Here is a 25,545-nt window from a genome sequence, read left to right on the forward strand (position 1 = left end):
TCTTGCAAGTAAAAAGCCTCATTCTTGTCGGAACACTTGAAAAATATCAGTTTTTGATCCTTATGATCCCAAAAGCCTTCTTAATTTGTGGGTAAGGTTATGGCTCCCGACGGGTCGCTCGATGGATTTGATCGCTCTCTGAACTTGAGATATAATGCTCTCTATCCCCACAATTACTTGGATCTCTTCCGACAATCCTCCGTGAAACAGACTCGGCCCCACCCGCGTTTTGGGTGGAGGGGGAGGCGGTGGGAAGACTCGGGAGATTTTTTCCTATCAGAAAATCATACTTTTTGCAAGTAGAAAACCTCGTTCTTGTCGGAACACTTGAAAAAATATGCCTTTTTGATCCTTACTATTTCAACTCAACTTATGAGGTGTTCTGTCGATCGCAAAGGAAACGAAAGCGCCTTCGCTCCCGACGGGTCGCTCCGCGGGTTTTGGGCGCGCTGTAAGAAATTTGGGAGAATCGCTCGCAAATTTTATAATTGAAACGCTTTCATAAAAAACGTTTTGGCTAAGTTTTTCAAACCAAACGCTGCTCACTAAGGATCGCAGCATAATGACCGTTTTCACATTTGTTAATGCCGAACCCACGTTATTTGAGAAAAAAGTGACCCTAAAAAGATCCCGAAACAGACAAAACGATTCTTCTGAAACACGGAAATTCAAATGATTATTTTCTAGAAAATAGCGAATAAACCCTGATATCCGACTCCTAGAACAAAAGTTCAAAAAGAAACAACGGAACTTGAGATTCTGGACCGATTCTAAAAATGAAAAATCAATCCACCCGAAATTTCTTTAATTTCCTGATCCCGAAAAGAAACGTTCACACTAGGTATAACTTTCCAATTTTCAAACGTATATCCTAAAAAAGCGTCCAAAATTAAAACGAAAACAAAAGCGGAAACATACGCTTGTTTTTCATAAGCGTAACGACTTTTTTCCATCAATTGGCCGTCCATAAGAACGACTTTCGAAGAATTCGAAACGATACTGTACGGGGCGGCAATATTTATCAGGTTTCGATCGTTCGACGCGATGGCAATCAGCTCGAACGGTGTAGGTGGGCTACCCGTTTTCAAAGCTGACTTTACGGGACTCAAATATAGGTAACTTCTTTCGGCAAGATAAAGCTCCGCGAGTATCAAAAGAAAACCCAAACCCTTTAAAGAATAAGAATCGTTTCGGAGTAATCTGGACCATCCGGGAATTAGGCCTTCAGCGAAAATTTTAATTCCCGATTTTTTGGCCGAGGGAACTCTTTCGTCTAGATTTGCCTCTAATTTGGGAACCGTTTGGGCCGTTTCAGGTTTTTCAGTTTGACGCAAAGGAGCGATTTGTTCTTGATTCGCTTCTATATTGAGCGGCGTTTTACTTACCTCCGGTTTTTTAGTTTGATTCGGCGGAAAATTAGAAATAAAAACTTTCTGGACTTCCGCGAGGGAAATTCTCTCCACTTTACCGTTTTTATGGGTGATTTCAAAACCGTTGGGAACAGTTTTAATTTCCACGTTCACGATTTTTCTCCCATTTTTGAGTAAAATCGATTTTGCGTCGAGATTCGTAAAAAAACAAATTGATACGAAAAATAAAACGTATAACAACATTCCATCGAGTTTAGGAGGAAACATTTTCGCGGAACGATCCGTAATTTTGCGAATTCTCGTAATGGAAAAATGAAGTTTAAAGTTAAATGCTAAAAATTTTTGATTCGATGACAGCATTCGATTTTTTTTTTGCTTTTAGTGTGACACTTTTTTACAAGTCAGTCCGTTATTTAATTACAGATGAGCCAAAATTCCGAAAGTCAAATTTTTGATTTTGACGGTTTATATTCGAGAAATTATGAAAAAATCTATCGATTTCTTCTTAGTAAAGGCGCTTCCAAAGAAGAAGCCGAAGAAACCTGTCAGGAAACTTTTATCAAAGTCCTGAACAACTGGGATAAGTTCGATCCTTCCAAGGGCAACGAAACTTCTTGGATGTTTACGATCGCCAAAAACCAATTCTTGGATTTGATTCGGAAGAAAGACACATCCGAAAAGAGAGAAGTGGAAAATTCACATAAGGTTTTAGAATTCATTTCGAAAAAGGAAATAGAATACGAGGAAGATAAACATCAGTTGGATCTTTTAAACGCAAGTCTGGAAAATTTACCTCATTTGGAAAAGAATATAATCATTCTGCGTTTTTTAAGAAATTATACGATCAAAGAAACCGCCGAAAAGTTAGGGATATCCGCAAGAACGGTAAATCGGAAAACATACGTGTCGCTGATTTTCTTACGTAAGAAATTGCAAAACTCGAATTTCGACTTTGAGAGTATATAGGAGATAAAAGATGGAACCTAATAGCGAACCAAATCGAAGGTCAAATATGCAACGAGCCATTGCGAACGAAATGACACGATCGGAACTCATCCAATTTTTATCCGATCCAAAATCCAAAAAAGAATTTTTCGAATTGATGAAATTAAAAATTCAAATCGGATCCTTAAATGCGACTAGGAATGATGCGGATCCATTCCGATCCGACGAAAAAAAAAGAAATATCCTTTATTCTAGAAATTTATTCTTAGCAGCCGCTTGTATCTTACTGCTTTCGGCTTTGGCATTTTATTTTAGATTTTTTACTTCGGACAAAAATGAATTCGAAATTATGAAATCGGTGACGACAGGCCAATGCAACGTTACGATAAATAGAGAAAAAATCATCCTACGATCCGGTAAAAATTCCTACTGCGATTATAGGATCGAAGGAGAATTAGGACTTACTCTGAGAATTTTACCCGACTCGGTATTTTCCGCTTCTAAAACAGGAGATGAGGTTAATCTCAATTTGAGTTCGGGAACGGTTTTGTTTACTACCATCAAAAAAAAAACATCCCTGAAAGTTCGATTAAAAGTCGAAACCATATCTTCCGAGCTATTAGGAACAACGCTCGTTCTCATAGCGGATCCGCATTATAAAAAATACCAGATCATAGTATTAGAGGGTGTAATACGAGTCGAGCCGTCCGATTCCACAAAACCGAAAGTGGACGTTCTAACCGGATATTCCGTTCTTAAAAACGAAACCTCGCAATCCGCCGCTCCGCAAGAAATCGAAATCGTCAAAACGAACTCAGATGAATTTACGAAATACCAAGCCCTTTCCGAAGATTCTCAAAAAATCTTAAACGAAAATTTTATCCATCATAATGAATCAACGAATCCCTTAATTACATCCGATGCTTCGGAGAATTCCCACGCATCGGTCCCGATCTATCGAATCACTCTCAAAAATAAAAAAGTTTATTCCGGAACGATCGAAGAAACCGATCGCTTTTACCTTCTTGTGGATAAAGAAGGAAATAGGATAGAAATTGAAAAAGAGAATATAATAGAATTGGAACTAGTACATCCGTAACGCGGATATCACATCTGACACTCTCCCTATGGGTCGCAACAACTCAGCAAGTTGCCTCCCTATGGGTCGCAACTTAGAGCCGGTCTCAAAACCTTAAGAATGTAGGAGCTATTACAATTTTAAACAACGAGAGAAAACCGCCAATGCGACGGTTTCTGTGGAAACTCTCACGTTTTTTAAAAACTTGCCGGATCGTCTAGAGATATTTTTCTTCAGGTTTTGAGACCGGCTCTTAAATTCATGATGAGATGGAGAGCAGGCTTCTAATATTTAGGCCAATCAATCGTATCGTCTTTAAAGAGAGGACTGAATCCAAAAAAGACCAATTCATTCTCTTCAAATTGAAAAACCGAGTTGAGTTTATCGGAGAAAGCGGTAACACCGCGTACTGCGCCGTCATGGTTATGACCTTCGTGATCGTGTTCTCCGTCGTCTTCTTCAAAATCGTCGACCCCGTTTTCACTCAAAAGATCACGAATCGTTTCAATGGATTCTCCAATAATCGGTTTTCCAAAAAGTAGAATCGAAGGATTCGAAATCGTGATCGAATACAATCGATCCCCCTCCTCCTTATCGAACTCATATTCGGCTTCTTCCGAAAAATATTCATATCCGGTCGAGAGAAAACCTTCATAATCGTACTCGTAAATCTCGTCCGGTTCCCCAAGTTTCGATTTTACTTCGTCCTTGGACATTCCGAAATAAAGACCGTTCAATCCTTTTCCGATTTCTATGTTCACGTTTTCCCCCAAGTTTGAATGTATAGCTAGATTCTTTAAACATCCGACGAAATCACAGACTCTTTAAAACGGTTGTGACTGACAACCTCTTAAAATTTAGACGCCTTATTATCTGCGTCGCTTTATAATCCTCGTTGGTTTTCCTATTTCCATCCTTTTGTTTTGATTGATAAAATTATCTTTCCCAAATCAACCAATCGGATAATCAGGTCATATGGAGCACTCCTTAACTCCGAACGCAAAATTCAGCGTTATCATCTGTATCATTCTATCATTTCTAGGATTTTTCAGCATAGGGACAATGGGATTTGGGCTTTACTATTTGGTTTTTCCTATCTCGAAATCCTTATTTCCGCATCCGGATTCCTTATCCGGAGATTGGGTTTGGCCGACAACTATCTTGGTGGGTATATTATGGCCGCTTGGCTTTATTTTCGGGGCAGTCATATTTCATATCCTTGGGGAAAAAGGATGGCCCGACATAGTATTATATTTCTTGTATATTCCTATCCTCTGGCTTTACTTTCTCAATCACAAAATGTGATCGAAAATTCGGCGTTTCGTCTTAGAAAAAAATAAAATTCCCATGAAAGCAAAAGTCGAATCTTGGATTCAAAAAATCAAATCCTGGGTCGTACTTTTACTGATCGTTCTGAAACTGTTCGTTTACGGACGTGAGGAAAAAAATACGGAAGATCCCGCTTCCGCCTACCTCTATTGGTCGGGAGATCAAACGGTCCCGAACGATTTGAAACTCGTCCACGGTAAGTATTGAGAATCCGCACATTGGCGCCACGAACACATTTTGTTTTTAGAACTGAAGGCCCCTCCCCCTTGGAGACAGGAATTCATACGACTGAATCATTTGATCGAAGTTAAGCCGGACGGAACTCTGCCTCGAGACGCTCCTATCTGGTTTAGGCCTCCAAAATATTATAAAGTTCTAATTTCCCATAGCGAGAACCAAGGTTCCGTTTATTACGAAAATCCTAAAACAGAGCATATGTTTCTTTACGACATTCAATTTTAAGGGAAATATTCATATTTGCACTTTTTCTTTCAAACCAACTCTGGATAAAAACGATTCGTGCTTCGGAAGGAATCGAAAATAAAAAGAATGGCTCGTTTCAAAAATGAAATCAACCGTTTGGAGAGTGTTGGAACCTATCCCTACAATTTACGCGGAATGCTGGCTTCGAAGTCCTGCCAAACTCATCGATAAGTCTGCGTGTAGTAAATATGGAATCGGAAATAAGTATGAGGAAAGACCCTCTCCACTGATCATCGAATGGGAAAATTGGGGAGGGGAAAACAAAGTAATAGGAGATTTTACCTGGCCATCCGGAGGTCGATTCATTGTGAAGGAAACCGTATTTCAAAAATTAAACGAAATTTTTGAAAACCTAAATTCCGGTCCGGTAGAAATGATTCGATCTTCGAAAATTAAGAACACTGATTCATACCAAAGACCTCCTCTCGTAGAACTCATGGTTGATAAGCAAATTCCGTTCCTTCCAATGTAAATCAGAAGGAGGCGCCTCGCTTTCTAAAACGAATCAGTAATTTAAATTCCGTAAAACACCGATCGCGAGCAGGTTACCCGGAACCAATAAGAACCAACCGAACACGACCACAAAAAGACAAATCATTACAACTATAGTCACTCCGATACTATGAGGAGCCGCGTGATTGCGGGAGATTTCTCCCTCGTCACTACTCATAAAAGTGGCGATCCCAATCCGGAGATAATAATAAAGGGCAAGGGCCGAATTCGTCACACCTCCTATCAGTAGGATTCGATTCATTAAATGTTCCGACTCGGCGACCTTTTGAAAGAGAAACAACTTCGCCCAGAATCCCCCAAAAGGTGGAACTCCCGCCAAGGACATAAAGAAAATGTTGATTGCGATCGCCGTAAAAGGTTTTACCCCGGACAAGGACTGAACGGAAAAGAACGTTACTTGTCTCGTTCCATCCTCCAAATACGCCAAAATAGCAAACGCTCCCAAACTCATAAAAGAATATACGATAAGATAGAATAACACTTCTTCTTTGATTCCAGCAGAAATCCCGGCGACAATGTAACCCGCGTGTGCAATCGAAGAATATGCAAGCATTCGTTTTAAATTTTCCTGTTTTAATGCGAGTAAGTTTCCATATACCATCGATAACAATGCAAGAATTCCGGGCAACCACGCCCAAGTACTGTCTTGGAGAGGCAGAGGAAGTTTTGTATAAAGCACGAGAAGAAGTCCGATCGACGCGGCCTTTGCGGCGGTGGACATATAACCCGTTACGGGCGTCAGCGCTCCTTCGTACGCGTCCGGAGTCCAAGCGTGATACGGAAAAAGCGCGATCTTAAACGCGACTCCCGTGATGAACAAAACGAGCCCGATCTTTGTAAAGTTTCCTTGATACCCCGCGATCACCAATGGCTTTAACGCCGCCGTTATGTTGGTCGACCCGCTTCCGCCAAATAGAAATGCGATTCCCATCAGCATAAACCCGGAGGAAAAGCTCCCCAAGAGAAAATACTTCAAAGTCGCTTCCAAGGAAAACAAATCGCTTCTCGCCATTCCGATCAGAATGTATAAGCAAATGCTCATCAGTTCGAGTGCGACGAATACGAGAATAAAGTCCTGTCCTGACGTCATCAGCATCATTCCGCAGGTCGCAAACAATAACAAAGGATAGAACTCCGGAAATTCTATTTTATGATTTTTTAATATTCTAGGAGCTACTGCCGCGGTTCCGATGGCCATCGAAAGATAAATTAGATTTAACCAAAAAGACAATACGGAGTTTTCGATCTGACCACCGAAATAGGTTCCTCCGTTTCCAGGATATTGAAACTTGGCGACGTAAAACACGCTCCCGAACGCGACGAGGAGAACCAGTCCGGACGCGTATCGTACGATTAGAAATTCCTTCGTTTTAAAAAGTACGGAAAGACAAATCAGAAAAACTCCTCCTGTTGCCAAAATCAATGCAGGCAGAATAGAAAATAAATCGAAACCATCCGGGATAAAATTCATTTCAGAGCCTCCTCGTCTCCCTCGGGAGTGGTTTCTTTTCCTTTTCGGATCGACCCAGGTAAAGCATATTTACTTTGAAATCCTTTGAGACGCTCTTCGTAACGACCGGGTTCTTCGCCGAGCGATCGATAAGAGATATACTTTCTTGCGTTATCCACGGTTTTTCCGTTCAGATCCGTTTCTTTAAATGAGCTCGCAGTACGATCTTGAATCGTTTTCGCGGACGCGGAATTTAATGCGACTTTGACGGACGGCTCCAACACTTTTAGAAAAGGTTTCGGATAAATTCCGATCCAAAAAATCATCGCAACCGTAGGGATGAGGATGATCCACTCTTTCAAACTGAGGTCGTGGTGCTCGATCAGATTTTTGGAAGGTTCTCCAAAAATCATTCTTTTTGCGAACAACAAAAGATAACCGGCCGCGAATACGACGCCGGTTGCGGCTAACGCTCCATATACCACGTTTGCTTTGATACTTCCGAGGATGATCAGAAATTCCCCGATAAAACTGTTGGTTCCGGGAACTCCCAAGGAGGAAAAAATCGCAATCGCAAAAAAAACCGAAAATACCGGAAGCAATTTAGACAATCCTCCGGCTTTGGCAATGTCGTTGTTGCCGATTCTTTCATGCAACATTCCTAACATAAAAAAGAGCATCCCCGCGGTAAACCCGTGGTTCAACATCTGTAGCATTCCGCCCGCCATTCCCTCTTCCGTAAAACTCAATATTCCAAGCATACAAAAACTCATGTGTGAAAGAGAAGAAAATGCAACGACTCGTTTCGAGTTTTCCTGAGCCATCGCAATCACGGCGCCGTAGATGATTCCCGCGATACAAAGTCCTCCGAGGAGTTCCCTATATTCCAACATCTCCTCCGGAAATAAAGGGATCGCCAATCGTACAAAACCGTAGAGCCCGATTTTCAATAAAATTCCGGAAAGATCTACGGAACCCACCGTAGGCGCCTGCGAGTGAACGTCCGGCATCCAGGTATGAAGCGGAAATAAGGGCACCTTAATTGCAAACGCCAACACAAATGCAAAAAATATAAATAAACGGATGTTTTTCGGAATTTCGGGTAAAAGTCCCGTCGACAATTCTTCAATAACGATTGTCCCGGTTTTAAAATAGAGTATTAGAATTCCTGCAAGCATCAACACCGATCCGGTAAACGAAAAAATCAGATACTTGATCGCCGCTTTGACTCGTTGATCCTCTCCCCAAATCCCGACCATGAGCACCATGGGAGAAACCATCGCTTCCCAGAAGATATAGAACAACACAAGATTTCCGGATAAAAATACTCCGTGAACACTCATTTCCACAATCATTAGATAAATGTAAAATTCACGGATTCTGGTCGTGATACTCGTCCAAGTCGCAAGAGTGGAAAGAAAGAACAATAAAGAAGACATCCCGCAGAGAAGAAGACTAAATCCGTCGAGTCCGATATGATAATCCACTCTCAGATTTCCGGACACTACGATTCCCCAGATACGATCCACGAACTGAAGAGCCGAGTTGGAAGAATCGTATTGGAAATACAATCCGACGATGATCAGAAACGGAACGAGAGTAAACGATCCCGCGATGAATCGGAGCCAATAAACCTTATTGGACAAAAACAAAAACGGCACTCCGATCAGAGGTAAAAATAAAAAGATACTGAGTATATACGGCGGGAAATCCAAGTTACAACCCCCTCATTAGAAAAAAGGAAAGTATTACTACCGTTCCAAGCACGATCAAAATCGCGTAGTCGACTACAATTCCGGTTTGAACCCGTCTTAAAACCAGCGAGATCGCGACCGCGAACCTTCCCGTCCCTCGAAGTATCAGATCCAAGAAATTTCTTTCCACGTATCCCGCTAAAAATTTCCCGAGTAGTAGAATCGGATCCACAATAAAGTTTCTGTAAAACTCGTCGATGTAGTATTTCCGAGAAAGAATTCGTTTCACACCCGTGTGTGATCCCTCGTCGTCAGGAACATTTTTTCCGGTTAAAAAGAGCGTCCTCGCGATAAAAATTCCGGAAATCGCGACGGCAATCGATACGGCTACTAAACTAAACTCAATCACAGTTGTTATCCCGACTTCGTGAACGTCTAACGGTTGTTTTATGATTTGTTCCGAAATTTCGATTCCTCGGATGAAAACCGGACTGAAATAATTTGTAAGTATGTGCACCCCTCCGAACAAAAAATGAGGCACTTCCAAAAATCCGGTGACCGTCGCTCCGATGGATAAAATTACGAGGGGAATCGTCATTACAAGAGGTGATTCATGCAGATGCGACGCCTTATCGGAAGACACACGGGATTCTCCGTAAAACGCGAGATAGGTCATTCGAAACATGTAAAATGCGGTCAGAAGGGCAGTTATAATTCCGAGCCCGTAAAAGAGCGCTCCATAAGTATAACTTTTTTCTAATATGAGATCTTTGGAAAAAAATCCGCTGAATGGTGGTATCCCCGATATCGCAAGCGATCCTACGAGAAACGTCAACCAGGTGATTTTCATCTGATTTTTGAGTCCACCCATGTTTCGCAGATCCTGTTCGTGATGAAGCGCGTGGATCACCGAGCCAGATCCCAAAAAGAGGAGCGCCTTAAAGAACGCATGCGTCATCAAGTGAAAGAGCCCTGCGACATAAGCGCCCGCTCCCATCGCAACGAACATATATCCGAGTTGGGACACGGTGGAATAAGCCAAGACCTTCTTGATGTCGTTTTGAAAGAGTCCGATCGTCGCAGCAAAGAAAGCTGTCATCGATCCTATGACTACGATCCAGTGTCCGACTTGAGGCGCGGATAAAAAAATAGGATTGAGCCTTGCGATCAAAAAGATTCCCGCCGTCACCATCGTCGCAGCATGGATCAATGCGGATACGGGAGTCGGCCCGGCCATCGCGTCCGGAAGCCAAACGTGCAACGGAAGTTGCGCCGACTTTCCGATCGCCCCGATAAAAAAACAAACCGCTGTTACTGGTATTATATAACGAAAAGGCGGTATTTCCAGAATCGCCCCTCCGATCGCCGTAAAGGACACGGAACCCGTATACCAGAACACAAGCGCAATCCCCAAAAGCATTCCTAAATCTCCGATCCGGTTTACGATAAAGGCTTTCATTCCGGCGTTGGCAGCCGTTTCTTTGTGGTAATCAAAACCGATCAAGAGATACGAACAAAGTCCTACCCCTTCCCATCCTAGAAATAGGAGTATTAGATTTTCTGCAAGCACCAGATTGAGCATCGCAAAGATGAACAAATTCAAGTAAGCGAAATAACGAGCAAAACCGGGATCATCCTTCATATATCCAATGCTGTAAAGATGGATGAGGGATCCGATTCCGGTGATGATCAAAGTCATATAAAGCGAAAGTTGATCTACTTGATAGGCGAGAGAAACCTGAATTCCCCCCGTTTCAATCCAAGGAAGTACGGTGACGATTTCCGGGATCGTCCTTTCCATTGGATGAAATAGAACGAAGGAAACAAGAGCCAAACCAAAGGACAAAAACACGACTCCGGTCGAAAAAATCCCTGTAAATCCTTTCAGCCATTTGCCGAAAAGCCCGGAGATCAAAAATCCGATCAAAGGAAGGGCGACTAACGCAGGGATAAGATTTGCAATTTCCATTCTTCCTATTCCTACCATTTCATCAGATTCATTTCGTCCACGTAACTCGTCTTTTTGATTCGGTGGATCGCGATCACAATCGCAAGTCCGATCGCGGCTTCCGCGGCGGCGATAGCCATCACGAAAAATACGACAACTTCTCCGTCGACTTGATAAAGAGCTTTCGAGAATGTAACGAATACGAGGTTCACCGAATTCAAGATCAACTCCACCGACATAAAAATCAGAACCGCACTTCTCCTTACCATCACTCCCGCAACTCCGATCGTAAAGATGATCATCGCAAGAATCAAATAGTAGTGGATCGGGATTCCGGAGATCCAGAGGCTCATAACTTTCCTCCTTCCGTTTCTTTTCCTAAATTCTTTTTTCCGAGTACAACTACACCCAACACAGCCGCGAGTAATAATATGGAGATGAGTTCAAAAGGGAGAAGATACCGTAAGAACATCGCGCTTCCGACCACGGCGGTATTTCCGCTGACTTCCACCAGTGAAGGAGGCCTGATCGATAATCCTTTACTTTTATACTCCTCAAATTCCTTATACTCCGGCCACCGGGGATGGATCGCAAAAGAATAATCCACCGATCTGCCGTCCCGAGTTTTCGTATATCCGATTTTTGGAGAATTTTCCGAAGGAATACCGTCCTGCACAGCGATTATCAAAAGAACGCCCAAAAACATTACGAGTCCCAAATATAAGAGTTTTTTAATAGGTTTTTCGAAGAGGAAAAGTTTCGTATCGTCTTCCCGAAGCGACAAAAGCATCAACACGAACACGACCAGCACCATGATCGCCCCCGCGTAAACAAGCAACTGCATCGTGGCGATAAAAACCGCGTTCATCACCGCATAAATCGCGGCGAGGGAAAAGAAACTCAGAACGAGCAAAACCGCGGCAGTGATCGCGTTCGGATGAAAAATCACCCCGAGAGAACTGAGTATCATCACCGAAGCGAACAGAAAGAACAAAAGCAACTGAGGTTGATCTGCAAATGGCATAATTTTTATATTAATATATTCTTAAAATTGTATATAGAGGCTCGCGATCAGAATATTCAAAACCGCCCAAGGAATGAGTTTTTTCCATCCGAGAGACATGAGCTGATCGTAGCGGAAACGGGGAAGAGTCCATCTCACCCACACGAATAAAAAAGTGAAGAACAAAACCTTTCCCAAAAAGAAAAAAAGCCCGAATAAAGACTGCAATACGTGTCCTTCTAAAATTCCGAACGGAACCTGGTATCCTCCGAAAAACAGAAGTGTCACGACACAACTCATCGTGATCATGTTCATATATTCCGCGATAAAAAATAATGCGAATTTAAACGCTCCATATTCGGTGTGAAACCCGACCACAAGTTCCGACTCCGCTTCCGCCAAGTCGAAAGGCAGACGGTTCGTTTCCGCAAACATCGCGACGACGAACAGACAAAACGCGATGAATCCCGGGAGTTTAAAAATGTTCCAAAGCCCGGCTTGAGAAGCGCTGATATCCGTGAGTTTCAAAGAACCCGTGAGGATCACGATCGAAACCACACTCATAGAAAGAGGAAGTTCGTAACTGATCATCTGAGCCGTGGAACGGATGGCGCCTAACAGCGAATATTTGTTATTGCTTGCCCAACCCGCGATGATAATTCCGTAAACCGCAAGGGAAGAAATCGCAAACAAAAATAAAATTCCGGTATCCGGGTTAGCGATCTGCAAGTCCAAAAATACCAGGCCGGTCCTATCTTGAAGCCATTGTGGAAGAGGAATCCGACCGCCCAAGGGGACGACAGACCAGGCCATGATCGCACAGGTCATGGAAATCGCAGGAGCAATCAAATACATGATCTTGTTCACTTGGGTCGGGAACACTTCTTCCTTAGTTAAGAATTTAATTCCATCCGCAAGAGGTTGCAAAAGCCCCCAAATCCCAGCTCGGTTCGGACCTTTCCGATCCTGGATAAAACCTGCCACCTTTCTTTCTGCGAGCGTATAATATGCGCAGGCGGTAATCAGAATAAAAAAGAAAAGCCCGCTTTTCAAAAGCCAAAATAGAATTTCGTTCCAGTTCATGAAGTAGCTCTTCCTCCTGTTGCGGACTCGATCCTATCCTCTTTTCTTCTTCGAGGATGATCGGGTACGGGCGCCGGTTTTTCTTTCAATCTCGCGTCAAATTCCGAACGAAATTTCTGAATCGCAGGACGAACCGCTCCCACACAAGCGTCAGAAAGCGGACAAATCGTAGTTCCACCTTCCATATTTCTGGATAAAGAAAGAATCAGATCAATATCTTGAGTCGTTCCTTCTCCTTCTCTGATTTTATAAAGAATATCCCGAACCCAATGTGTACCTTCTCTACAAGGTGTACACTGACCGCAGGATTCGTGAGCATAAAACCTCGCAAAACGATACGTGGTTTCCACGATGTCCGCGCCTTCCGCAAGCACGATGACCGCGCCCGAACCGAGCATCGTCTTATGAGCCGCCATGGATTCGAAGTCCATGTTCGCGGTTTTACATTCTTCCGCCGTGAGAATCGGAACGGAAGACCCTCCCGGAATGATCGCCTTGAGAGGTTTATCATCCACGATTCCTCCACAAAGATCATTCACAAGTTCTAATAAAGGAGTTCCTAATTCGATTTCGTAGACACCCGGCCTTTTTACGTGACCCGATACGCTGAAAAGTCTCGTCCCTGGGGATTTTTCGGTTCCGATTTTGGAATACCAATCCGCACCCTTGTCCAAAATATGAGGAATCGCGGAAAACGTTTCCACGTTATTGACCACCGTCGGAGAACGATACAAGCCGGAGACGGCCGGAAAGGGAGGCTTCAATCTTGGATGGCCCCTCCTGCCTTCGAGAGAATTGATGAGTGCGGTTTCTTCTCCGCAGATGTAAGCGCCCGCACCCTCGTAGAGAATTAGATCGAAGTCGAAATCGGTGCCTAGAATATTCTTTCCGAGATACCCTTTGGAATACGCCTCGTCGATCGCGGCCTGCATTGTCCTAGCGCCTTTCTGAAATTCTCCCCGAATGTAAAAGAATCCTTTGTTCGAGCCGATGGCTTTCGCTCCGATAATCATTCCTTCTATGATTTGGTGCGGAAGATTCTCAATCAGTTTACGATCTTTGAATGTTCCGGGCTCACCTTCGTCTGCGTTACAGATGATATATTTCGGTTTGGAAACGTCCTTCGGGATAAAGGACCACTTGAGTCCGGTAGGAAAACCGGCGCCCCCTCTCCCTCGCAAACCCGACTTTTTGACTTCTGCGATGATATCGTCCGGTTTCATCGAAAGCGCTTTTTTTAAACCTTCGTAACCGTGTACCGATTCGTAAAACTCGAGTTTGGCGGACTGAGGGTTGTCTATGTATTTCGTAAGAAGTTTCATTTCTGCCATAAGGATTTCCTTTTGTCAGTTCAGGTTATCTAGAATCCGGTCCACTTTTTCGGGAGTTAGTTGCTCGTAAAAATCGTCGCCTATCTGGACCATCGGAGCGTAACCGCAAGCGCCCAGACATTCCACTTCTTCCAAGGTAAACTTACCGTCCGGGGTCGTCTGTCCCGTACGAATTCCCAAACGTTTGCAGATATGTTCTTCGATTTCGTCGCTTCCCAATAGATAACAACTCGAAGTTCCGCAAATCTGAATGTGATATTTGCCCACCGGTTTTTTGTTGTAGAGAGTGTAAAACGTGGCGACCCCATAGACTTGTGCGAGAGAGATCGGATCTCCCAGACGTTCGGCGATGTAAGCCATTCCATCTTGATCCACAAAACCGTTTTCCCTTTGGAGAATGTACAAACAAGGCAGAACGAGAGAACGTTTGTCCGGAAATACTTCCAACATCTTCCGGAATCTTTTTTCGGAGGCTTCACTAAACTTGTAACTCATCAGCAGTCCAACTCCCCGGCGATCACGTTCAAAGAACTCATGGTCGCGACCGAATCCGCGAGAAGTCCTCCGCGCACGAGCTCCGCAAACGATTGATAATACCAGAAACAAGGACGTCTAACGTGAACTCTCCAGGGAGATTTTTCCCCTTCGGAAACGATGTAGAATCCGAGTTCTCCGTTGGCCGCTTCGGTCGCCATGTAATGTTCTCCCGGAGGAACCTTGACCCCGTGCATGATGATCTTGAAGTGATAGATCAATTCTTCCATGTTGTTGTAGACTTTGTTCTTTTCGGGAAGATAGGCGTGCGGTAGATCCGCGTGCCAAGCTCCGGAAGGAATTCCGTCCACGAGCTGTTCGATAATCCGGATCGACTGACGCATCTCTTCCATTCTCACAAGACTGCGGTGCAGAACACTTCCGTCCTCTCCGATCGGAACGTCGAAGTCCACCTTGTCGTACAGCATATACGGTTCGTCTTTGCGGACGTCCCAATCCACGCCCGCGGCGCGGAGATTCGGTCCGCTGAATCCGTAGGCGATTGCGTTTTCCGCGGAAATTCCGCCGATGCCTTCGGTGCGTCCGAGAAAGATTTTATTTTTGAGAAGAAGGCTGTTGAACTCTTCGATCGCGGGTTTTAATCCCTTGCACACGAGTTTCACTTCCTTTTCGAACTCGGGATAGATGTCTCTTTCGAGTCCTCCGATTCTGCAGAAAGTCGTAGTCAATCTTGCGCCGGTGAGCTTTTCGATGATCTGATAGATGTTTTCTCTATGATGAAAGAGGTGCAACATTCCGGAGAACGCTCCCAAGTCCACTCCGAGAATTCCGGTGCAGATGATATGATCCATGATCCGGGAAAGTTCGGAAATGATCATTCTGACATACGTTACGCGATCAGGCACTTCCACCTGCATCATCTTTTCCACCGCGAGAATCCAACCTATATTGTTCAGCGGAGTGGAAACGTAGTTCATCCGATCCGTGCAGACCAGAAATTGATTGTACGTATAACGTTCCCCTAATTTTTCAAAACAACGGTGTACGTATCCGATTACGGACTCGGCTTCCACGATTCTTTCCCCGTCAATCTGGATCACGTTTTGCAAAATTCCGTGTGTCGCCGGATGGGAAGGCCCTAAATTTACGAGAAGATGTCCTTCGGGAAGATTTTTATATTTCTGCTCGAAATGTTCCGCCGTTTTTTCGTACATCATACTACTTCCCTCCTTCTTTAGTTATATCTTCGTTTACGTGGATATGAAGCAGATCCTCGATCAGATAATCCTGTCCGAACCCTTCCAATGGAAAATCCTTCCGCAAGGGATGTCCTTGAAAGTTATCCGGCATCAAAATCCGATCCAGGTTCGGATGACCGATAAAGGATATTCCGAAAAGATCATAAATTTCCCTTTCCGGCCAGTTGGCTCCTTTATAAACGTTAGTCACACTTGGAATGGCTTCCCCGTCTTCCAAGCGAACTTTGATCCGGATTTTACTTGAAGATTGATTTGCGGAACGAAGCAGATAATTAACTTCGAATCGGGGCTCCTTTTTTCCGAGCCAATCCACTGCGGTTAAATCGTTTAGAAAATTATAATTCAGTGTCGGATGACCCTTAAGAGCGCTCAATACGGGAACGATACCTTCGGCCTTTAGATAAAAAACCGGAACGTTGGAAATGACCGGTTCTTGTACGTTCAAAAAATGCGGAAATTTTTCTTTAAGAAAACGTTCTATTTCTTCTTTCATCGTACGACCAGGGGTTTATTTCTTTCGTTCAATTCCTGGATTTTCTGCATCACTTCCTGACGTCTCGCTTCCAGCCCCTGGGTTTTCAGTTTAGTCTGCAATTTAACGAGTGCGTCTAAAATCGCCTCAGGTCTCGGCGGACAACCGGGAACATATATGTCCACCGGAAGTATTCGGTCCACTCCCTGCAAAACTCCGTAGGTGTTGAACATTCCCCCGGAGGAAGCACAAGCCCCGACGCTGATGACGAACTTGGGCTCTGCCATTTGATCATAAATCTGCCGAAGAACGGGAGCCATCTTGTATGTGATCGTTCCCAATACTAGGATCATGTCCGCCTGACGCGGAGAAAACGAAGGACGCTCCGCCCCGAAACGGGCAATGTCGTAATCGGAACAGGCAGTACTCATATACTCGATTCCGCAACAAGCAGTAGCGAAAGGAAAAGGCCAAAGGGAGTTACCCCTTCCCCATTGAATCACGGATTCGATGTTTCCGAGCTGGAGCATATCTCCCAAGACTTGGCCCGGAGCCTTACTCAAATCACTCAATCCCATTCCAGTGCTCCTTTCTTCCAGATATAGTATAAACCCACAACTAAGGTCAGGACAAACACAAACATCTCGAAGACGAGAAAAAAACCGAGTCCTGCGTTTTTGAATCCGATCAGATTGACCGCATAAGGAAACAAAAAGACCGCTTCAATGTCGAAGAGGATGAAAAGAACCGCGACCAGATAAAACTTGATGTTAAAAAGTCCTCTCGCGTCTCCGTAATACTGCACCCCGCACTCGAAAGCGTCTTGGGGTTTCGATTTTTTTTTCGGACCGATGAGTATGGCAAGGGTAAGAATCAGAGCGGAGAATCCGACTCCGAATAAAAATTGAATCAATAACGGGCCAAGGTGCTCGGGAGCGCTATCCATAGCACCAATTAGAGTCCCTGTTTGCACATAACCTGTCAACCTGAAATTCAAACGGATCGTTTTTTGATCGAGTGTTTCCGCATCTCGTTCACCAGAACCGAGAGCACTTCCACCTGATTTAAGATTCGATTCTATAAGAAAAAATTCTCCATAAAAAATTACAAAACCTCTAAGAATCGAAATGAGCGAGAGCAGGTTCCCAAAGAAACTAAGTATCTCCAAGAGAACAATTGCAGGAACTTTAGAAAGCACAACACCTCTCATTTTACAGTTCGTATCTTTTCGTAATAGAAATCGAATTTTGTGATAGATTCGAAATATCCTAAATTGGGATTTCAGCCCGAAGCCAAAAATCTCAAATCCGCTTGATAAAAAACGAATGGACAAATGATATATCTGACAACTGGTAGTAATGAAACGAAGAAGGGAAAACGATTTGTCCATTACTTACAATTCATTTTATTTTTCCCGGAAGAGAAATCGAATGCCCTCTTCCAAAAGTCTTTTTTACGTACTATTCCTTTTCGTATTCATTCAATGTTCATCTTCGAAAAATTCCATCTTGGGAACGGTATTCGTCCGTAAAGGTTTTACGCCGGAAAAAAAAATACGGCACGTAATTTTTCCGGTTCGGATCCGATCCAACTGGTTGATAAAAAATGAGAACTCCGAGCAAAAGAAATTTTTAGAGTCCAGAAGTTATGAAAAATTAGAAATGACTATCCTCAAATACGGAGGAAAGATCCAGGAAAAATACAACGCGGAAAAACAGTTTCGGTCCGCGTTTGAGACGGATAATTCCTTCAACGAGGAGAAAGGAATTCAGATCGCCAAACAGCTCCAAGGCGATGTAGTCGTATTTACGGAAATAACGGATTATGGAACCGCTTCCGGGAATTCGATTTTAGAAGTAACAGTGAAAGCGATCGATGTCGATAGCGGAGAAATCGTCTGGAAAGCAATCTATTCCGGAAAGGCACGCGGTCTTCAGGATAATATCGATTTGTCCATTTTAGAATCCGAAATTTTTGAACATCTTGCGGAAAAATTAAAAAACAAAACGGAGTAAAAGAAAGAAACATGACTAAGGTAGTATTGTCCAGCTTTGCCGAACTAGAGGCCTATACCGGAAAAGAAATCGGGGTCTCCGATTATCACACAGTAACTCAGGAACAGGTCGACAAATTCGCAGACGCAACCCTGGATCATCAGTGGATTCACACGGACCCGAATCGAGCGGAAAAAGAGTCCCCTTTCGGAGGAACGATTGCACACGGCTATCTTACCTTATCCATGGCACCTTACCTTTTATCCCAAATATTAGAATTAAAGAATATTAAGATGGGAATTAATTATGGGATGGAAAAACTTCGGTTTTTAGAACCGGTAAAAGTAGGAAGCAAATTGAGGATTAGAGCGGAGTTGATAGAGCTGAAAGACCTAAGAGGTACGGCGAGAATGACTCTGAAAATAACTTTTGAAACCGAAGGATCTGCAAAAGCGGCCGCGGTAGGAGAAGTTATTTATCTATATCAATTTGCCTGATAGAAAAAAATTCTAAAATTAGGTAAAATATGAGTCCTAGACTGATCATCTACATGATCTCGAGAATTCGAGACGAATTTCACAAACATCTAAACCTAGAGTTGAAAGAAAAGGGATTAAGTCCGTTAACGACCACTCATGCGGATATCTTGTTCGCGCTCGTAAAAAAGAAAAAAGCGCAGATGCAGGAAATCGCCAAGATGATCAATCGAGACAAATCCACATTAACCGCTCTTGTCGACAAGCTGGAAGTGTTAGGATTTGTGTCGAGAACGAAAGATTCGGAAGATCAGAGAATCGTTCATTTGGAACTTACTCCTAAGGCGTCTTCTATACGTCCCGTGTTGCTCGGAATTTCCAGATCGCTTGTGAATAATTTATATCGGGGTTTTACCGAAGATGAAAAAAAAGAATTGGTTCGTCTGCTAATGAAGTTGTATCAAAATCAAAACCGCGAATCCGCCACAGCGATAGAATTCCTTCAGTAAATCGTTCCATGTTTTTCATTCAAATCGCTTCTTGGACATCTAGTTTAATTTTATTCGTCCTTGCCGGAATTCATTTCTATTGGGTGGTAAAGGGAAAAATCGGAGTCAATAATCGGGTTATTCCGGAAATACAAGGTAAACCGGCATTTCAACCCGGAAGGTTTGCCACCGCGATAGTAGGGACCCTTTTATTATTAGCAGCCTTATTTCCGATCGGTCTCAGAATACAAGTTTCGTTCGGAATTTCCAGATACGTTTTTCAATACGGAACGTATTTTTTATCCGCGGTGTTTTTACTCAGAGCAATCGGAGATTTCCGACTCCTCGGCTTTTTCAAAAAGATTCGAGGTACGAAATTCGCGAAAAACGACACTGCATATTATTCCCCCCTTTGTCTTCTAATTTCCGTCCTTTTGTTCGTTTCCACACTCTAAATCGGAGAATAGAAACCGTGTATTAAAACGGCTTAAATGGAAACATCGCTTCTTGTAGTGAAAATTAGATTTTGACCATATAATAGAAGCTGCCCCAAACAGACCGAAGATATCGATGCATCCATTTTTTAAATATTCCAAATTTTGAATATTTTTGCATTGTGACAGGATACCTTACAAAAATCACCCATCACTTGAGCATGCCCGTGATGAATTAATTCTATTATGATCTTAGGTCCATTGATTGTACACTGTAGCAAAGGGAAATCACAATTTGTCTGATCCAATTGAAGGATTTACTTTTGAATAACGCTTCGTGAACGTAGTCATTGTCTACCATAACTAAGTGAGTTAACAAATGTGAAAACGATTATTATGTTGCGACCTGAAACGGCGCCCCTTAAAAAGCCGTTTCACTGAATTTAGACAGCAGCACTTTAGTTTCAGCGCGGTCCAGTCTTTGCTTGCAAAGGCTGGATTCGCCCAAGCTTTCTTACAGCGCATCCCTAAATTCCGTCGAGCGTCAATAGAAGTGAGACGCTTTCGTTCCCCGAACGGACCCTTGGGGAGCCGCGCTTTAGTTTTCTACTTTGTCAGAAAGATCAAGCTGCAAGGTTCTGTCCCAGTTTTGGGACAGAACCTTATATCGAATTCACTCTTTTATTACAGAATAAATACGGATTTTTTTATTTTCCTTCTACGATTACAGACAACGTGTTGATCGATTTCCTCAAATCTGTGTCGTAAACACTCTTTTCTTTTACCCGAATTTAGTTCCACAGGTTCACTTTAAAATGAACCACCTTGCCGGAGCTGCCATCTTGAGTGTCAAAAATTCCGCAACTTGAGAACACATTCGATTGTTCTTCAATCGCGGAGATTTCCATAAAATCCGATTTCGATGTCTTGTTCCGCTTTTCCCAATGATATCGAAACGTCGTATTTTTGATTCCCCATTTTCTGCAATATTCTGGTCGCGATAATCCGCTCTTGGAAAATCTTTCTAATTCTTTATGCCAATTTATTTTCATTTTTTTCATCGAAGATAGTTTATCTGATTCTTTTAATTTACAGAAGGTGTAGTTATTAGGCGATTATAATATAACTATATGGCTGTGATCGAAAAAGATGACCTCGTACGATATGAGACCTTCTTTACTGAAAGGAAGTAGAGCTCGTATGGGAGAAAACGGTCCCTATGTGATCGTTCCAATCACAAAAAACGAGAATGGAACACCTCTGTCTTTTGAAAAAAATACGATCAATTCCCTTATCATTAAAACGGGAAGTTTTAAGGAAAAAAACGCACATGGTCAACTAGTCACAAGAAACAAATACAAGTACAGACAAGACCCTGGTATGACAGGACAAGGAGATATATTTGCGCGAGAACAAAAATACAAAAACGGAAACGTACAACGTTCGTATCTCAAATTTGTTGTCGTAAACGAAAAAAGTACAAACTTCTTTCAACCTGCCATTCCTGCGCAAAAGGTATTTAGCGGAGTGAAAGAGGACGTTAAAAAAGCACTCAAGTCAAACAGTTAAAAAAAGCGGTCGCCTTGGATACTAAGGATTGAATCAAAGAACTGCTGAGTAAAAAAAGAAAATGAACCTTTACAAATAGAAGTAATATCCATTATTTAAAATACCATGTCTGATATGACAAACCCACATGATCGTTTCATCCGGGAAGCTTTACAGGATAAAGAGGATGCGATTTCATTTTTTAAATTTAATTTACCCGAAAATGTAATCGAGCTTTTAGACTTAAAACGTTTGGAACTGACTCAATCTAGTTTTATTTCGGAAAACTTAAAAGAAGAACAAACCGATCTACTCTTTCAGATCCCACTGAAATCCGGGAAAAAAGCGAACATCTATCTTCTATTTGAACACAAAAGTTATTTGGACGAGGCAGTCTTTAGCCAACTATTAGGATACATATCCGCGATCTACAAGTCTCAGTATAGGGCGGATAAAAAATATTCAGTCGTAATTCCGTTTGTATTCTATCACGGTGAAAGGACTTGGACTTTAGGAAATAGTTTTCAAAACAGGTTCATACTCTCCAAAAACGAAGAGGAAGTATTTAAAAAATACATTCCGGATTTTGAATTAGAATTATTTGATCTGTCCAAAGTGGATTTAAGCCAATTGGAAAGTATCACCCTAAGAGTCATTTTAGGAGTGGTCCAAAAAATTTGGGAAGGGGATACTTCTTTTTTAGCCCATTTAGGAGAAATATTTGAACTCTTAGCAGGTCTAAAAAACGAATCGAAAAGGGTTGAAATTTTCCAAAAACTGTTTTTGTATATATTTAATGTAAGAGAGATTAAACCGACTGAAATTACAAGTTTACTCAGTCATTCTAGGTATAATAGGGAATACGAGGATTTAGCCATGACAACAGCCGAGAAATTAAGAAAAGAAGGTGAAATTAAAGGTGAATTCAAAGGTAAAATCGAAACTGCCAGAAATATGTTCAAAGAAGGATTCGAATTAGATGTAGTTCTTCGGATAACTGAACTTACAGAGCAAGACTTAAAAGACCACGGAGTGATATAACTCTCCTCCTTCCATAAATCAAAACATAGATTTCTCTATTTCAATTTCTTAAACCGATAAATTAAAAATAAACTTCCCTTTAAATGGACTTAAAAGCCCGCCTCAAAACTGTCTTCTGTAAGAGCGGAATTACCGCGACACTGTCATCAGTCCGTCCTCTGAATATGGAAATTCTTACGTTTTATTACGAACTTATGGAATGATTGGAACTGATTTCTTGTCATAACCGACTAAGAACGTGCATTTTTAATGGAAGTGAGCAAAACCATCTTTGAAAGTTTACATTGTTCGAATCCACAATGTAGACAAAAAGATGCGGCCTCGGTGGCATATCCACGATTCCAAAAAGAAGAATTCAATTTCCAACCGATTTCCACGGCAGGAGTAAACGAAGCATAAAAAGTGACATTCAAAAATCCGGTGAAACCGACCCATTCTTTTGTTTGTTTCGTCTCTAACGCCCAAAGCCCGTATCCAAATTCCGCAAAATGAGTTTTCATCTTTTCAAAGAATCGTTCGGAATGGTTCTTTGACAAAAGAGCCGGAAAATACTCCATTACAATCGGATCGGAACTTATTTGATCAAATGATTCTATATCTCCGTCTTCCCATTCCCTTAAAAACAAGCCTTTCCGTTTCCAAAACCACGTCCTTAAAAAACCACCGTCAGTGCCGCGAATTTCAGATCAAACCCATCTTTTAGCCATAGAAAACACTCTATTACGCAGTGTTTACTTTTTAGAAAAATCCTTTAACTAAATATCCCGGCGATTGTATTGCTTTTTTGAGTCGGAGTTAAAGAAAATTTAGTATTGCCAAAGAAAATTCCGTCGATAAGTATGGATAAAGAATTACAGTTATTCATTCGATTTTTTAACTTCTGAACGTAGTCTATCTTAAAGTTTGCTTTTCTTTCTAAGTCCTGCATCTCTAAAATTCTTCTACATCCTGTTTGCGGGAAAAGCTGTTTTTAAATCTAGATAGCTGATCTAATTTACAACTATAAGAGGTAAATATGCCGATCAACATTTATGTAGGAAATCTTTCTTACGATCTAAACGAAGGAACGTTAGGTGATCTTTTCAGAGTTCATGGAACCGTTAATTCCGTAAAAATCATCACGGATCAATATTCCGGAAAATCCAAAGGATTCGGTTTTGTCGAAATGCCCAACAAGGACGAAGCCGACAAAGCGATCAAAGATTTAGACGGAAAAAACGTTCTTACACGTAATTTGAAAGTAAACGTTGCAAAACCAAAAAACGACAGATTTTAATTTAGAAATTCACCGTTTTTAAATCGAATCCGATTTTTCAAAACCGCTTCGAAAAAATTCTTTTTCAGGCGGTTTGTGAATAGAATGTACTTGCAATCCCGGCTCTCAGAGAGAGCAAAACAAATTCTAAGAATTCATTTGGTGTAAAATCTGCAACCCTCTTAAAGTCAAAAGTGGATCGATTTTATCGAAGATTCCCGGATGAGCGGCGTCGATGACGGTCACTAACCCTCCGGTTCCGATTACACGATAATCCTGGCCTTTATCTTTTTTGATTTCACGAATAATACCTTCCAAAAGGCCAATCCAACCGAAAAAGAACCCGGCCTGAATCGATTCGATCGTAGAATCCCCCAAAATTTTTTCGGGAGACTGAAAAACGATAGGAGGAAGTTGAGAAGTGTTTCTTGTCAAAGCGTCCATAGAAACTTTCAAACCTGGTGCAATGACTCCTCCAAGATACTCGGGTTTTTCACTCACTACACAAAACGTGGTCGCAGTCCCTAAATCGATAATGATGAATTTGCCGGGCGAATCGATCACACAAGCCGCGGCATTTACAAGTCGGTCGGCTCCAATTTCATAAGGCCTCGGATAAGAAATCGAAAAAGGGAGTTTCATCTGATAATGAACTCGAATCGCTTCGATCTTAAACCAATCCTGGAACATTCTCTCTAAGATCGGATTTAATGTCGGCACAACGCTGGAATAAATTCCTCCTGTGATCGCTTCATTTTCGATTTTAAATTCCCTCAAAAACCCTCTGAAGAACAATCCGAGTTCATCGGATGTTCTGTCTTTCCTGGTTACGGTTCGTTTATGAAACAGAGGAACGTTTTTTCCGTTTTCGAAAATCCCAAAGACGGTATTCGTATTACCAACATCGACGACTAGAAGCATTTTAATTTAGGGAGCGGAAGTCCTCGGGACTATCCATGAAATCCAACTTAATCCCGGAAGGAGTTTTTAAGATTAAGGAACCGTTTTCATTAAGTCCCTCCAATACTCCCGTTCGCAATTGTCCATCTTCGGTGTAACTGACGGATTGTCCTTTCCAAAGAAGAAGTTCGTTTAACAAAATAAGTTCCTTTTTTCTTCCTTCCGCATCTTTCCAAAGAAGTATCGCTTCGTTCAAAAATGGTATCAACTTTTCTATGATCTCGTTTTTTTTACCTGCTCGATTCGGATTCGTATTCAAATAATCGGCGTCCGCAAGATGAGCCGGTATCGATTCCCTTTTTCCATACAAGTTCATTCCGATTCCTACGATCAAAGTGGCGGAAGAACCTTCGACCTCCGTCTCTATTAGAATTCCTGCAATCTTTTTGCTACCACGATATAAATCATTCGGCCATTTGATTTTGATTTCCCGAGTGAGTTCCGGGTACACGGAAAGAATCGCCTTACAAACTGCGGTGCCTATAAAAAGTGAAAGTCCCGGTCCTCCGTCGAAATTTTCTAGACCGATTTTCCCGGAAAAAATCAAAGACTCTTCACCAAACACTTCCCAAGTTCGATCCTTTCTTCCTCTTCCAGCGGTCTGCTCCTTCGCTACGATCCAAGTTCCGTGTGGGAACTCCCGACTTTTAATGACCGAGTTTGTGGAGGTTACGGAATCCATAAAGATTCCCTTTTCCGGTTGAAGTAATACGTTCTGCATGACCGTTACCATCGCGAGGTCATTTGGTTTACGCAAGTAGAAAAAAAGCCAAACTAATATCGTTTCTTACGAAATGATAATTTGAATGAACAGACAAGCTTTATTAAAAAAAGGACTTAAACGAACCCATATACGTTGGATCGGCGGTTTTTCCTGTTGTTTAAAATTGTAATAG

The 25,545-nt window shown here is 42.2% G+C and carries 27 protein-coding genes and 4 pseudogenes; 13 read left to right on the forward strand and 18 right to left on the reverse strand.

What is annotated here, in order from left to right:
- Positions 1–770: 770 nt before the first annotated feature.
- Positions 771–1,730: an LA_0442/LA_0875 N-terminal domain-containing protein gene (locus CLV95_RS02775; RefSeq protein ID WP_016561342.1), complete on the reverse strand. Its 960-nt coding sequence runs from the start codon at positions 1,728–1,730 to the stop codon at positions 771–773.
- A gap of 63 nt (positions 1,731–1,793) precedes the next feature.
- On the opposite strand from CLV95_RS02775, the gene CLV95_RS02780 reads away from it, so the two are divergent.
- On the forward strand, positions 1,794–2,336 hold the full coding sequence (locus tag CLV95_RS02780) for an RNA polymerase sigma factor (protein ID WP_002723749.1): 543 nt from the start codon (positions 1,794–1,796) through the stop codon (positions 2,334–2,336).
- A 10-nt stretch (positions 2,337–2,346) separates the two neighbouring features.
- Positions 2,347–3,414: an LIMLP_03685 family anti-sigma factor gene (gene rsx, locus CLV95_RS02785; RefSeq protein WP_002735642.1), complete on the forward strand. Its 1,068-nt coding sequence runs from the start codon at positions 2,347–2,349 to the stop codon at positions 3,412–3,414.
- 263 nt (positions 3,415–3,677) lie between these two features.
- Here rsx and CLV95_RS02790 read toward each other — a convergent pair whose 3' ends face one another.
- A complete protein-coding gene (locus tag CLV95_RS02790) occupies positions 3,678–4,154 on the reverse strand; it encodes a hypothetical protein (protein ID WP_026053946.1) in 477 nt (158 codons plus the stop codon).
- Positions 4,155–4,368: 214 nt separating this feature from the next.
- On the opposite strand from CLV95_RS02790, the gene CLV95_RS02795 reads away from it, so the two are divergent.
- The 3 genes and pseudogenes from CLV95_RS02795 to CLV95_RS02810 form a co-directional block, all read left to right on the forward strand.
- Complete coding sequence (locus tag CLV95_RS02795; RefSeq protein WP_016749479.1) at positions 4,369–4,698, forward strand: hypothetical protein; 330 nt, start codon at positions 4,369–4,371, stop codon at positions 4,696–4,698.
- A gap of 42 nt (positions 4,699–4,740) precedes the next feature.
- Positions 4,741–5,184: pseudogene (locus tag CLV95_RS19700) on the forward strand (hypothetical protein).
- Between the two features lie 103 nt (positions 5,185–5,287).
- A pseudogene (locus tag CLV95_RS02810) lies at positions 5,288–5,671 on the forward strand (hypothetical protein); the annotation flags it as partial.
- 39 nt (positions 5,672–5,710) lie between these two features.
- Here the strand turns inward: CLV95_RS02810 and CLV95_RS02815 are convergent.
- Genes CLV95_RS02815 through CLV95_RS02870 form a run of 12 tightly spaced genes read right to left on the reverse strand, consistent with a single transcriptional unit; the run spans position 5,711 to position 17,399 of the window.
- The gene (locus CLV95_RS02815) at positions 5,711–7,189 is read right to left on the reverse strand and encodes an NADH-quinone oxidoreductase subunit N (protein WP_002723731.1); all 1,479 of its coding nucleotides are present in this window, start codon (positions 7,187–7,189) and stop codon (positions 5,711–5,713) included.
- A complete protein-coding gene (locus CLV95_RS02820) occupies positions 7,186–8,883 on the reverse strand; it encodes an NADH-quinone oxidoreductase subunit M (RefSeq protein WP_002723759.1) in 1,698 nt (565 codons plus the stop codon). The genes CLV95_RS02815 and CLV95_RS02820 overlap by 4 nt, the downstream gene beginning before the upstream one ends.
- Position 8,884: 1 nt before the next feature.
- Positions 8,885–10,831 carry an NADH-quinone oxidoreductase subunit L gene (gene nuoL / locus CLV95_RS02825; protein WP_002735576.1) on the reverse strand — a complete coding sequence of 649 codons (1,947 nt, stop codon included), beginning with the start codon at positions 10,829–10,831 and terminating at the stop codon, positions 8,885–8,887.
- Between the two features lie 11 nt (positions 10,832–10,842).
- The gene (nuoK, locus tag CLV95_RS02830) at positions 10,843–11,163 is read right to left on the reverse strand and encodes an NADH-quinone oxidoreductase subunit NuoK (protein ID WP_002723753.1); all 321 of its coding nucleotides are present in this window, start codon (positions 11,161–11,163) and stop codon (positions 10,843–10,845) included.
- Positions 11,160–11,834 (reverse strand): NADH-quinone oxidoreductase subunit J family protein, encoded by a 675-nt coding sequence (locus tag CLV95_RS02835; RefSeq protein WP_016749476.1) that lies wholly within the window; start codon positions 11,832–11,834, stop codon positions 11,160–11,162. Before CLV95_RS02835 ends, nuoK begins: the two co-directional genes overlap by 4 nt.
- Before the next feature lie 21 nt (positions 11,835–11,855).
- Complete coding sequence (gene nuoH, locus CLV95_RS02840) at positions 11,856–12,896, reverse strand: NADH-quinone oxidoreductase subunit NuoH (protein WP_002735619.1); 1,041 nt, start codon at positions 12,894–12,896, stop codon at positions 11,856–11,858.
- A complete protein-coding gene (gene nuoF / locus CLV95_RS02845) occupies positions 12,893–14,227 on the reverse strand; it encodes an NADH-quinone oxidoreductase subunit NuoF (protein WP_002723765.1) in 1,335 nt (444 codons plus the stop codon). Before nuoF ends, nuoH begins: the two co-directional genes overlap by 4 nt.
- A 15-nt stretch (positions 14,228–14,242) precedes the next feature.
- A complete protein-coding gene (nuoE, locus tag CLV95_RS02850) occupies positions 14,243–14,722 on the reverse strand; it encodes an NADH-quinone oxidoreductase subunit NuoE (protein ID WP_002723735.1) in 480 nt (159 codons plus the stop codon).
- Positions 14,722–15,939 (reverse strand): NADH-quinone oxidoreductase subunit D, encoded by a 1,218-nt coding sequence (locus CLV95_RS02855; RefSeq protein ID WP_016749475.1) that lies wholly within the window; start codon positions 15,937–15,939, stop codon positions 14,722–14,724. The genes nuoE and CLV95_RS02855 overlap by 1 nt, the downstream gene beginning before the upstream one ends.
- Position 15,940: 1 nt before the next feature.
- Positions 15,941–16,474, reverse strand: coding sequence for an NADH-quinone oxidoreductase subunit C (locus CLV95_RS02860; protein WP_002735512.1), 534 nt, complete (start codon positions 16,472–16,474; stop codon positions 15,941–15,943).
- A complete protein-coding gene (locus CLV95_RS02865; protein WP_002630731.1) occupies positions 16,471–17,031 on the reverse strand; it encodes an NADH-quinone oxidoreductase subunit B in 561 nt (186 codons plus the stop codon). Before CLV95_RS02865 ends, CLV95_RS02860 begins: the two co-directional genes overlap by 4 nt.
- Complete coding sequence (locus tag CLV95_RS02870) at positions 17,022–17,399, reverse strand: NADH-quinone oxidoreductase subunit A (RefSeq protein WP_010576989.1); 378 nt, start codon at positions 17,397–17,399, stop codon at positions 17,022–17,024. The genes CLV95_RS02865 and CLV95_RS02870 overlap by 10 nt, the downstream gene beginning before the upstream one ends.
- Positions 17,400–17,811: 412 nt before the next feature.
- Between CLV95_RS02870 and CLV95_RS02880 the strand changes: the two genes are divergently transcribed.
- From CLV95_RS02880 to CLV95_RS02895, 4 genes are read left to right on the forward strand one after another with little or no spacing between them, the layout of a single operon-like run.
- Positions 17,812–18,468: a hypothetical protein gene (locus tag CLV95_RS02880; RefSeq protein WP_002723767.1), complete on the forward strand. Its 657-nt coding sequence runs from the start codon at positions 17,812–17,814 to the stop codon at positions 18,466–18,468.
- 11 nt (positions 18,469–18,479) lie between these two features.
- Entirely contained in the window at positions 18,480–18,944 is a 465-nt protein-coding gene (locus CLV95_RS02885) for a MaoC family dehydratase (protein WP_016749473.1), read from the forward strand.
- Between the two features lie 29 nt (positions 18,945–18,973).
- Positions 18,974–19,432 (forward strand): MarR family winged helix-turn-helix transcriptional regulator, encoded by a 459-nt coding sequence (locus CLV95_RS02890; protein WP_002735570.1) that lies wholly within the window; start codon positions 18,974–18,976, stop codon positions 19,430–19,432.
- An 8-nt stretch (positions 19,433–19,440) separates the two neighbouring features.
- Positions 19,441–19,866 (forward strand): DUF3995 domain-containing protein, encoded by a 426-nt coding sequence (locus CLV95_RS02895; RefSeq protein WP_002735633.1) that lies wholly within the window; start codon positions 19,441–19,443, stop codon positions 19,864–19,866.
- A 770-nt stretch (positions 19,867–20,636) separates the two neighbouring features.
- On the opposite strand, the gene tnpA is transcribed toward CLV95_RS02895, so the two are convergent.
- Positions 20,637–20,906 carry an IS66 family insertion sequence element accessory protein TnpA gene (gene tnpA / locus CLV95_RS19705; protein WP_002735592.1) on the reverse strand — a complete coding sequence of 90 codons (270 nt, stop codon included), beginning with the start codon at positions 20,904–20,906 and terminating at the stop codon, positions 20,637–20,639.
- Between the two features lie 60 nt (positions 20,907–20,966).
- On the opposite strand from tnpA, the pseudogene CLV95_RS02905 reads away from it, so the two are divergent.
- A pseudogene (locus CLV95_RS02905) lies at positions 20,967–21,446 on the forward strand (hypothetical protein); the annotation flags it as partial.
- Positions 21,447–21,528: 82 nt separating this feature from the next.
- On the forward strand, positions 21,529–22,434 hold the full coding sequence (locus CLV95_RS02910) for an Rpn family recombination-promoting nuclease/putative transposase (RefSeq protein WP_002723009.1): 906 nt from the start codon (positions 21,529–21,531) through the stop codon (positions 22,432–22,434).
- Between the two features lie 230 nt (positions 22,435–22,664).
- Here the strand turns inward: CLV95_RS02910 and CLV95_RS02915 are convergent, their stop codons facing one another.
- Positions 22,665–23,060: a GNAT family N-acetyltransferase gene (locus tag CLV95_RS02915; RefSeq protein WP_002723033.1), complete on the reverse strand. Its 396-nt coding sequence runs from the start codon at positions 23,058–23,060 to the stop codon at positions 22,665–22,667.
- Between the two features lie 168 nt (positions 23,061–23,228).
- On the opposite strand from CLV95_RS02915, the pseudogene CLV95_RS20005 reads away from it, so the two are divergent.
- Together CLV95_RS20005 and CLV95_RS02920 are read left to right on the forward strand one after the other, a co-directional pair.
- A pseudogene (locus CLV95_RS20005) lies at positions 23,229–23,418 on the forward strand (hypothetical protein); the annotation flags it as partial.
- Between the two features lie 31 nt (positions 23,419–23,449).
- Positions 23,450–23,710 (forward strand): RNA recognition motif domain-containing protein, encoded by a 261-nt coding sequence (locus tag CLV95_RS02920; RefSeq protein WP_002616306.1) that lies wholly within the window; start codon positions 23,450–23,452, stop codon positions 23,708–23,710.
- 126 nt (positions 23,711–23,836) lie between these two features.
- Here the strand turns inward: CLV95_RS02920 and CLV95_RS02925 are convergent, their stop codons facing one another.
- A complete protein-coding gene (locus CLV95_RS02925; RefSeq protein ID WP_002723032.1) occupies positions 23,837–24,610 on the reverse strand; it encodes a type III pantothenate kinase in 774 nt (257 codons plus the stop codon).
- A gap of 1 nt (position 24,611) precedes the next feature.
- Positions 24,612–25,370: a biotin--[acetyl-CoA-carboxylase] ligase gene (locus CLV95_RS02930; RefSeq protein ID WP_002723028.1), complete on the reverse strand. Its 759-nt coding sequence runs from the start codon at positions 25,368–25,370 to the stop codon at positions 24,612–24,614.
- Positions 25,371–25,545: the final 175 nt, after the last annotated feature.

The organism is Leptospira borgpetersenii serovar Javanica (assembly GCF_003046425.1).
GTDB classification, from domain to species: Bacteria; Spirochaetota; Leptospiria; order Leptospirales; family Leptospiraceae; genus Leptospira; species Leptospira borgpetersenii.